Raw genomic sequence first — 9,653 nt, forward strand, 5'->3', positions numbered from 1 at the left:
GTTGGATCGAGCGGAACAGACGGTCAAGGATGTTGGCGCGTTCGATGATGTAGCCCATGAACACGAACAGCGGCACGGAGATGAGAATGTCGTTTGTCATCACCGACCAGGTGCGCTGCACCAGAAGTGACATCACCGGTTCCCAATTGCCGTCGAAGGCCAGATAGGCGAAGCCCACCGCCATGGCCATCAGCGTGAAGGCAATCGGAAAGCCGAGCATGATGAGCCCGACGAACATGATGAGCATCAGGACGCCAAGTTGCGGATCCGTCATGTGCTTGCCCCCCGGCTGGCGCGGTCTTCAAGGATGAGTTTTTCGAGTTCCTCCACATCGTGAAGGCGTTGCGGCCAGCCACCCGTGCGGATGCAGACGAGGCAGCGCGCCACCTCAACCACACCCTGCAGCAGCAGCAGAACGCCGGTCACAGGAATCACCGTCTTGTAATGATAAATCGGCGGACCCGACGGGCTATAGGCCGAATGCTCATGGCTGAACCAGGATTGGGCGGCGAAGCCATAGCCTGAATAGATGAAGGCAATGATGGCGGGGAAGAAGAACAGCACATACAGCAAGAGATCCATCATCGCCTGCCGGCGCTGCGGCCAGGCGCGGTAAAGGAAGTCGCCGCGCACATGCGCATTGCGCGACAGTGCATAGGCACCCGCCATGATGAAGAGAAGACCGTAGAGAATGTAGCTCGCATCAAACGCCCAGTCGGTCGGCGCACCCAGCACATAGCGGGAGAACACCTCGTAGCTGACGGCAAAGGTCAGCAGAAATATAGACCAGGCAAAGAACTGCCCCACGATGGCGCTGACCCGGTCAACCGGCAGCAGAAGACGCTGCAGGCGCGGCGCCCAAGCCTCTCCCGGTATGCGCGGCTTCAGTTGCAGCCAGAAACTGGCGAGGATCATCGCGACGCCAGCCCAGAAGGCGAGCGGAGAGTAGGGAGTCGTTCCCTTCTTCGCATGGGCTTCGGTGAGCAGCGCACAGCGTTCCGCCCAGGAGACGAAGCAGGCAAAGCTGTTATTGGGCCTCAGTCCCTTGCTGGCGACCATCCGGCCGACCTCGCCATAGGCGGAGAGCGACCAGAACATGGCCGCGATCACCACCGCGACGCCAAGTGCAAAGAGCGCGAACGCCCAGCGGTCGAGCTTCATGCCTCACCCCCCTCAAGCCGCGCCGCCGCAGGGCGTCTCACCCATGCGGCGGCTACAGCGCTAGCGCGCGTTCCGACCAGGTGGAATCACCTGGTCGAAAAGAACTCGCGCATGATCAATTGCTTGAGCATGATCTTATCGCAAAAGTGGTTTCCACTTGTGCGGATCATGCTCTAAGCTGTCTCAGGCCTTGAAGAAGTGATCGTAGGCGAGTTTCTGATCGACTTCGAGTTCGAACTGCGCGCCGACCACCCGCTTGGCCCAGGCCTTCTGGCTCTCGACCACCTTGGCGAAGAACGGATCGGCAGACTGCGCTGCGATGACCTTGTCCCAAGCCGCAAGCTGCGCTTGCAGAACTGACTCCGGCGTCTGGTGCACCTTTACGCCAGCAGCTTTCAGCGCCTCGAGGTCGCTGGAGTAGCGATCCATCGCCTTCCAGCTCATGTCGGCGGAGGCCGCTTCAGCGGAATAGCGGATGACGGACTGCAGCTCTGCCGGAAGCGCATCGAACTTCGTCTTGTTGAACACGATCTCGAAGCACTCGGCCGACTGGTGGTAGCTCTGCACCATGTAATCCTTGGAAACGTCGGGGAAGCCCAGGATCGTATCGGATGTTGGGTTGTTGAATTCAGCCGCGTCGAGCAGGCCGCGGTCCATGGCGGGAACGATCTCGCCACCGCCCATGATGGTCACGGCAGCGCCCATTTCCTTGAACAGGTCGGCGGAGAGGCCGACGGTGCGATACTTCAGCCCCTGAAGCTGAGCTGCCTCGGTGATCTGCTGCTTGAACCAGCCCAGCGGCTGGGTCGGCATCGGCCCCGTCAGCAAGCCCACGAGGTCAAGCCCCAGAACCTGCTGCACGAGTTCATCATACAGCGCCTGTCCACCACCGTACTTCACCCAGCCCAGCATCTGGTTGGCGCGCCAGCCCCAGGCGGGAGGCGTCCCGAACAGGGAGAAGGCCTTGTGCTTTCCATACCAATAGGCGGTGACGCCGTGGCCGCCATCAAGCGTGCCGGCGAGAACCGCATCCTGAACCTCGAGCGCCTTGGCAACCGCGCCTGCGGCCAGCAGCTCGATCTTCAGCCGGCCGCCGCCCATATCATTGACACGGTTGACGAAATCCTGCGCATATTCATGGAAGATATCCTTCGCGGGCCAGGTGCTTTGGAATTTGAACACCACGGCCTCCTGCGCGCGGGCCACATTGGGCATCGCGATCGTGGCCGCGCCCACCGCTGCGGCGGTCGCTCCCGACTTCAGAAAGGCACGGCGTGAGGCGGCGTCAGCGGTTTTGCGGTTCTTCGACATCGGTTCTTCCTCCCGGTTTGTGCAGCCGTTAGCTTGCTTGGTTGATGTGGTTCGGAGGAACGATAACGCACAACTCATGAGTGCGGATCAAGGAAATCCTTGGATTTAGCCAAAAGTCTATGCCGGATCAGTTGACCTGGTAGCCATATTCCTCAGCCTGTTCGGTGATCCATTCCCAGAAGCTCTCCGAGAATCCGCGGAACACGGAGAGGTCGAAAGCATCCCCGTCCACGCGCGTAAGATGCACGCCGACATGGGCCATCTGCGTTAGGGCGGATGTGCCGGCCGGGAACATATCCGGATGGAGATCGACGGGCGTGCCCTTGGCCAGCACGGCGCGGGCCTCAGGCCCTGCGATGCGGATGACGACACGGCCATGGCTCTGGTCCGCAACGGAAGCAAGCCCGGACAGCTTCGCCTTCAGCTCCGCATAAAGAGCGCCTTCGCCCCGGTTTTCGGCCAGCACGAAATACTGGTCGGGACCGGCCCATTGCGCAGTGTAGCCGCGAAGGACGGCCGCGGTGGCGCTGCCCTGCCCTGCCCGCGCGATCACCGTCACGATGGAAAGCGGGTGGCGGACGGTGAACGTGACGCCCGGCTGGCCCCGGCTGGCGCCGAAGCGGCCCTGCACCGCCACATCGCGGAGCGGCGAGACGCGCGGCAGCGTGAATTCGGATGAATTAGGCATGGAGTCTCTTGTTCTCCTTGTCGAAATGCATCGGGTCGCAGATTTCGCCCATCACGCAGGCGCCGCGCAGGCCATCCCATATCTGCACGATCTCGCCGTGGCGCGCCCGGCCGTTGGCGATCAGCGCAAGGCCGACCCACATGTCGAGCATGGGTGACCAGGCGACGGAGGTGATGTAGCCTTGGTCATTGGCCATCGAGGGCTTGTCGCCCGTCTTCAGGATATGGGCGCCGGAGCGGATACGGTCGGATGCATCCACCGGGCGAATGCCGACGACGCAGGGCCGCTTGGCATCGGTCAGTCCTTCGCGCTGGGCCATCATGCGGCCGATGAAGTCCTTCTTGGTGGACTGCATCTTAGCCATACCCAGGTCGCCCGCCGTGGTGGTGCCGTTCAATTCGCCGCCCGCCACATGGCCCTTTTCGATGCGCATGATGGAGAGCGCCTCGACGCCATAGGGAACGATGCCGAACTCCGCGCCCGCCTGCATCACCGCGCGCGCGGCCATGCTGCCATAATCCGCAGGCACCGCCAGCTCATAGGCATGCTCGCCCGAGAAGGAGAGGCGGAACAGCCGCGCCGGGATGCCGCCCAAGATGGTGACCTCGATGGCCGCCATGTAGGGCACGGTCTCATCCGTCATCACGAGATGATCCACGATCTTCTGCAGCGTGGGCCGCGACTTCGGACCCGCCACCGCCATCTGCGCCCACTGCTCCGTCACCGACACATAGGTCACGTCGAGATCCGGAAACAGCGCCTGGTGGGCGAATTCCATCTGCGCCATCACCTTGGCGGCATTGGCCGTGGTGGTAGTCATCACATAGTGGTCTTCGGCGAGGCGGGAGGTGGTGCCGTCGTCATAGACGATGCCATCTTCGCGCAGCATGAGGCCGTAGCGCGCCTTGCCCACGGCAAGGGTGGAGAAGGTGTTGCAGTAGAGCTTGTCGAGGAAGGCCCCGGCATCCCGGCCCTGCACGTCGATCTTGCCGAGGGTCGAGACATCGCAGAGGCCAACGCCGCTGCGCGTCGCCAGCACCTCGCGGGAGGCTGACGCAAGCCAGTCCTCGCCCTCCTGCGGGAACCAGGACGAGCGCATCCACAGGCCGGTTTCGACGAAGACCGCGCCCTGTTCTTCCGCCCAGTCATGCAGCGGCGTCTTGCGCACGGGCTGGAAATGGTGCCCGGTGAAGGGCCCCGCGAAGGCGCCGAAGGCAACCGGCGTGTAGAAGGGGCGGAACGTGGTGGTGCCCACCTGGTCCATCGTCCGGCCCGTCGCCTCCGCCATGATGGCGATGGCGTTGACGTTGCCAAGCTTGCCCTGGTCGGTCGCCATGCCGGTGGTGGTGTAGCGCTTGGCAAGCTCGATGTCCTTGTAGCCCTCGCGCGCGGCAAGCGGCAGGTCCTTCGCCGTGGCATCATTCTGGTAGTCGATGAAGGCCTTGCCGTGAGTTTCCTTCACCCACCAGAGCGGTGCGATGTTGAAGGCCTCATCGCGGCACGCCGGAACCTCGATGGGCCTGCCATCGAGCGCACCCTTTGCAGCACCATCGGCAAGGCATTCGGACAGCAGCATGCGGCCTGCGGCAGAACCGGCTGCGGAGAAGGCAGCCCCCGTCTCCGGCGGCAGGAAGGCCAGCAGCTTCGCATCCCACCTGGGCTTCGCACCCTTGTGGCAGGCGAGGTTAACGATCGGGCTCCAGCCCCCGGACATGGCCACGGCCTCGCAGGAAATATGCGTGCCATCGGTAAGGTGCACGGCCTTGACGGACTTTCCGCCCGTCACATCCGCGATCATCCGGCCACGCAGCACGGGAACGCCAGCCGCATCGGCGCTTGAGTCCTTGCGGCTGTCGATGATGGCCTCGACATGGACGCCATGGGCCTTCAGGTCCCGCGCGGTGCGGTAGGCGCAGTCATTGTTGCCGAAGACGACCACCGAGCGGCCCGCCGCCACGGCATAGCGGTTGGCATAGTTCCGCATGGCGGAGGCGAGCATCACGCCCGGCACGTCATTGCCGCCGAAGGCCACGGGGCGCTCTTCCGCACCCGCCGCCAGAACGGCGCGCTTGGCGATGATGCGCCAATAGCGCTGGCGCGGCTCATAAGGGTCGGGTGCCGCCACGTGGTCGTTGACGCGCTCCACCGCGCCGAAGACATTGCCGTCGAACCAGCCCACCACGGTGGTGCGCGGCATGAGCGTGACATTGGGAAGCGAGGCGAGTTCGCCGAGGACGCCCTGCGCCCAGTCATGGCCAGGCTGGCCGCCGATCTCCTCCCGTTCGAACAGCAGCGAGCCGCCGAGTGCCGAGCCCTCGTCCGCCAGCGCCACGCGCTTGCCGGAGCGGGCGGCGGCGAGTGCTGCCATCAGGCCGGTGGGGCCGGAGCCGATGACCAGCAGGTCGCAATGCGCATAGGCCTTTTCGTATTTGTCGGGGTCGGGCAGCTTGGAGGCGGTGCCGAGGCCTGCCGCACGGCGGATCAGGGGCTCGTAGATCTTCTCCCAGAAGCTCTTCGGCCACATGAAGGTCTTGTAGTAGAAGCCTGCGACGAAGATCGAGGAGGCGAGCGAGTTGATGGCGCCCACGTCGAATTCCAGCGAGGGCCAGCGGTTCTGGCTCTTGGCCACGAGCCCGTCATAGAGCTCCACCATGGTGGCGCGGGTATTGGCCTCCTTGCGGCCGCCCTCGCGCAGCTCGACGAGCGCATTGGGCTCCGCCGCACCCGCGGTGATGACGCTGCGCGGCCGGTGATATTTGAAGGAGCGGCCCATCAGCGTGACGCCATTGGCGAGCAGCGCGGAGGCCAGCGTATCGCCCGTATGGCCGGTGAAGCGCTTGCCGTCGAAGGTGAAGGCGAGCTCCGACGACCGGTCGATCAGCCCGCCCTTCGCGAGACGATAGGAACTCATGCCTTCGCTCCCTTCGCCTTGCCATAATCGCGCGCCGTCACCGCGCCGTGGACCTCATGCGTTTCGGTGTTGCGCGAGACGACGAGCCAGGCGCGGCAGCCGCCCGAGTGATGGGCATATTCGTCAAAGCGCCCCCGCGGATTGTCACGCAGATAGACGTAGTCGAACCACTGGTCCATGGAGGCGGGATCGTTGGTGGCGGGGCGGGTGGGCTTCGCGTCACCGAGGAAGGTGAACTCCTCGACGGGGCGCGTTCCGCAATGGGGGCATGGGATGAGCATGGGCTTGATCCGTCAGTGCAGGTTCGGTGTGGCGCCCTGGCCCTTTTCGTCAAGCATGTGGCCGGTGCGGAACCGGTCCAGACGATAGGCGGCGTTGAGCTTGTGGGGTTCGTCCTTGGCGATGGTATGCGCGAAGCACCAGCCGGAGGCCGGCGTGGCCTTGAAGCCGCCATAGCACCAGCCGGCATTGAGGTAGAGGCCCTGGATGTGCGTTTTGTCGATGATGGGCGAACCATCCATCGACATGTCCATGATGCCGCCCCAGGAGCGCAGCACCCGCACGCGGGCGAGTGAGGGAATCATGGCAACGCCAGCCTCCACCACATGCTCAACCATCGGCAGGTTGCCGCGGCGGGCATAGGAATTATAGCCGTCGATATCGCCGCCGAAGACCAGCCCGCCCTTGTCGGACTGCGAGACATAGAAATGCCCAGCACCAAAGGTGACGACGCCATCGATATAGGGCTTCAGGCCCTCGGACACGAAGGCCTGAAGCACATGGCTCTCGATCGGCAGCTTCATGCCGGCCATGGCGGCCGTCTCGGAAGAATTGCCGGCGGTGGCGAGGCCCAGCTTCTTGCACTTGATGAAGCCCTTGCTGGTGTCGACGCCCACCACCTTGCCGTTCTCGATGCGGATGCCCTTCACCTCGCAATGCTGGATGATGTCGACGCCGCGTGAATCAGCGCCGCGGGCATAGCCCCAGGCGACACCGTCATGGCGCACCGTGCCGCCGCGCCGCTGCAACAGGCCGCCCTTGATGGGGAAACGGGCATTCTCATAATCGAAGAAGGGATACATCTCGCGGACCGCCTCGCGGTCAAGGAGTTCCGCATCGACACCGTCGATCCGCATGGCGTTGCCGCGGCGCGCGAAGGCGTCCCGCTGCGCGTCCGTATGGCAGAGGTTCAAGACGCCGCGCTGGGAGACCATGGCGTTGAAGTTGAAGTCCTGCTCGAGGTTCTCCCACAGCTTCATCGACCATTCATAGAAGGGATTGTTACCGGCAAGCAGATAGTTGGAGCGGATGATCGTCGTGTTGCGGCCGATGTTGCCGGAGCCGAGCCAGCCCTTCTCGATCACCGCCACATTGGTGAGGCCATGCTCCTTGGCCAGGTAATAGGCGGTGGCCAGCCCATGGCCGCCGCCGCCGACGATGACGATGTCATATTCCGTCTTCGGCTCCGGCTCGCGCCAGGCGGGCTGCCAGTTCTTGTGGCCCGAGAAGGAGTTCTTGATGAGCGAGAATACGTTATAACGCATGCGCTGGTCCTGACACTGATCCGGCGAATGTAGGCTGCAAACCCCGCTTCGTCTTGCAGTCAAGAGACGTTTCCTGATAGATTTGCGCCATGTCATCCAGCTGCCAGACGGTCGGCCTGCTGCTCGTTCCGGGCTTCGCGCTGATGTCCTACGCCTCGGTGGTGGAGCCGCTCCGCGCCGCCAACCTGCTGGCGGGGCGGGAGCTTTACAAATGGGTACATATCACGCCGGGGCCATCGATCGTCACCGCCTCCTGCGGGGCGACGGTGCCCTGCGTGGCGCCCGCTGCGGCAGGGCCGGTGGACTTCCTCTTCGTCTGCGCGGGCGGCAACCCGACGGGTTTCCGCGACCGCGCGACGCTTGGGTGGCTCCGCGCGCTTGCCGCACAAGGCGTGCGGATCGGCGGGGTGTCCGGCGGACCGGTCATCCTGGCAAGTGCGGGGATCATGGACGGCTATCACATGACGGTGCACTGGGAGCATGCACCCGCCGTGGCCGAGGCCTTCCCCAACATCCTGCTCACCCGTTCGATCTATATCGTGGACCGCAACCGCCTGACCTGCGCAGGCGGCACCGCACCGCTCGACATGATGCATGCGCTGATCGCGCAGGCGCATGGGCCGGAGCTTGCCCGAAAGGTGTCCGACTGGTTCATGCACACCGACATCCGCCCCGCGCAATCGGCCCAGCGCGCATCCCTCACCGAGCGTTATGGCGTGCATGACGAGCGCCTGACCGCTGCACTTGAACTGATGGAGAGCCACCCAGGCGAACCACTCTCCCGCGCCGACACCGCGCGCCGCATCGGGCTTTCAACACGGCAGCTCGACCGGCTCTTCGCGGAGAAGCTCGGCACGAGCTATGCAGAGCATTACCGCCGCACAAGACTCGAGCGCGCCCGCGACCTGCTCAGGCAATCCGCGGTGCCGATCACCGAAATTGCGCTCGGCTGCGGGTTTTCGAGCGCCAGCCACTTCAGCAGGGCGTATCGCGAGGCGTTCGGGGTGACGCCGGCTTCGGAACGGAAGATCGGTTAGATAGAGAGCGTCATCCCGGCGAAGGCCGGGATCCAGCTTCGTCATGCGCGCACTGCATCAAAGCTGGACCCCGGCCTTCGCCGGGGTGACGCCAAGATATGGAAAGCCCCGGCAGAGGTTTGCTCTGCCAGGGCAATGACGGTCGTCCCTCTGCCGAAGGCTCAGCAGTCCAGCGTCGTGTCCCGCTCCCACTGCGTGAGGTGGCGGCAATACTGGTTCCACTCATTGTGCTTGAGCTTGAGGTAGCCCTGGCACACTTCCTTGCCCAGCATCTCCTGCAGGTAGCTGTCCTGCTCGAAGTTGCGGAGCGCGTCGAGGAGGTTGAGCGGCAGCTTCTTCGCATCCTTGATGGTGTGGCCTTCGGCATACATGTCGATGTCGAGGCGCTTGCCCGGGTCGATCTGCTTTTCCACGCCATGCATGCCGGCAACCAGAATCGAGGCGAGCAGCAGATAGGGGTTCGCCGCGCAGTCCGGCAGGCGGTATTCGGCACGGCCGCCATCGGGGATGCGCACCATGTGGGTGCGGTTGTTGCCGCCATAGGTGATGGAGGACGGCGACCAGGTGGCGCCCGAAATCGTGCGCGGCGCGTTGATGCGCTTGTAGCTGTTCACCGTGGGATTGGTGATGGCACACATGGCGGCGGCATGCTGCATGAGGCCGCCGAGGAAGTGATAGCCCAGCTTCGACACGCCAAGCTCGCCCTTCGCGTCCTCGAACAGGTTCTTCTTGGCGTCCTTGTCCCACACCGAAAGGTGAACGTGGCAGCCGTTGCCGGTGAGGTTGATGAAGGGCTTGGGCATGAAGGTGGCGCGAAGCCCGTGCTTTTCGGCGATGGACTTGACCATGAACTTGAAGAAGGCGACCTGGTCGGCCGTTGTCAGCGCATCGGCGAAGTTCCAGTTGATCTCGAACTGGCCGTTCGCATCCTCATGGTCGTTCTGGTAGGGGCCCCAGCCGAGGCTGGTCATGGTGGAGCAGATCTCGGCGATGACATCGAG

Annotated in this window: 8 protein-coding genes and 1 pseudogene; 1 reads left to right on the forward strand and 8 read right to left on the reverse strand. The window is 63.9% G+C overall.

What is annotated here, in order from left to right; translation table 11 throughout:
- From ACILRA_RS14140 to ACILRA_RS14170, 7 genes are all read right to left on the reverse strand, one after another.
- A partial coding sequence (locus ACILRA_RS14140) for a TRAP transporter large permease subunit (RefSeq protein WP_395662737.1) occupies positions 1-274 on the reverse strand: 274 nt, incomplete at its 3' end.
- Positions 271-1,161 carry a TRAP transporter small permease subunit gene (locus ACILRA_RS14145; RefSeq protein WP_395662738.1) on the reverse strand — a complete coding sequence of 297 codons (891 nt, stop codon included), beginning with the start codon at positions 1,159-1,161 and terminating at the stop codon, positions 271-273. The genes ACILRA_RS14140 and ACILRA_RS14145, both read right to left, overlap by 4 nt.
- 183 nt (positions 1,162-1,344) lie before the next feature.
- The gene (locus ACILRA_RS14150; protein ID WP_395662739.1) at positions 1,345-2,472 is read right to left on the reverse strand and encodes a TRAP transporter substrate-binding protein; all 1,128 of its coding nucleotides are present in this window, start codon (positions 2,470-2,472) and stop codon (positions 1,345-1,347) included.
- A 127-nt stretch (positions 2,473-2,599) separates the two neighbouring features.
- Complete coding sequence (locus ACILRA_RS14155) at positions 2,600-3,160, reverse strand: sarcosine oxidase subunit gamma (protein WP_395662740.1); 561 nt, start codon at positions 3,158-3,160, stop codon at positions 2,600-2,602.
- A complete protein-coding gene (locus tag ACILRA_RS14160; protein WP_395662741.1) occupies positions 3,153-6,071 on the reverse strand; it encodes a sarcosine oxidase subunit alpha family protein in 2,919 nt (972 codons plus the stop codon). Before ACILRA_RS14160 ends, ACILRA_RS14155 begins: the two co-directional genes overlap by 8 nt.
- Positions 6,068-6,352, reverse strand: coding sequence for a sarcosine oxidase subunit delta (locus ACILRA_RS14165; RefSeq protein ID WP_395662742.1), 285 nt, complete (start codon positions 6,350-6,352; stop codon positions 6,068-6,070). Before ACILRA_RS14165 ends, ACILRA_RS14160 begins: the two co-directional genes overlap by 4 nt.
- A gap of 12 nt (positions 6,353-6,364) precedes the next feature.
- Positions 6,365-7,615, reverse strand: coding sequence for a sarcosine oxidase subunit beta family protein (locus ACILRA_RS14170; protein ID WP_395662743.1), 1,251 nt, complete (start codon positions 7,613-7,615; stop codon positions 6,365-6,367).
- An 89-nt stretch (positions 7,616-7,704) separates the two neighbouring features.
- Between ACILRA_RS14170 and ACILRA_RS14175 the strand changes: the two genes are divergently transcribed.
- Positions 7,705-8,652 (forward strand): GlxA family transcriptional regulator, encoded by a 948-nt coding sequence (locus ACILRA_RS14175; protein WP_395662744.1) that lies wholly within the window; start codon positions 7,705-7,707, stop codon positions 8,650-8,652.
- 161 nt (positions 8,653-8,813) lie between these two features.
- On the opposite strand, the pseudogene ACILRA_RS14180 reads toward ACILRA_RS14175, so the two are convergent.
- Positions 8,814-9,653: pseudogene (locus tag ACILRA_RS14180) on the reverse strand (type III glutamate--ammonia ligase); the annotation flags it as partial.

The sequence above is a fragment of the Aestuariivirga sp. genome, from assembly GCF_044239095.1.
GTDB lineage: Bacteria > Pseudomonadota > Alphaproteobacteria > Rhizobiales > Aestuariivirgaceae > Aestuariivirga.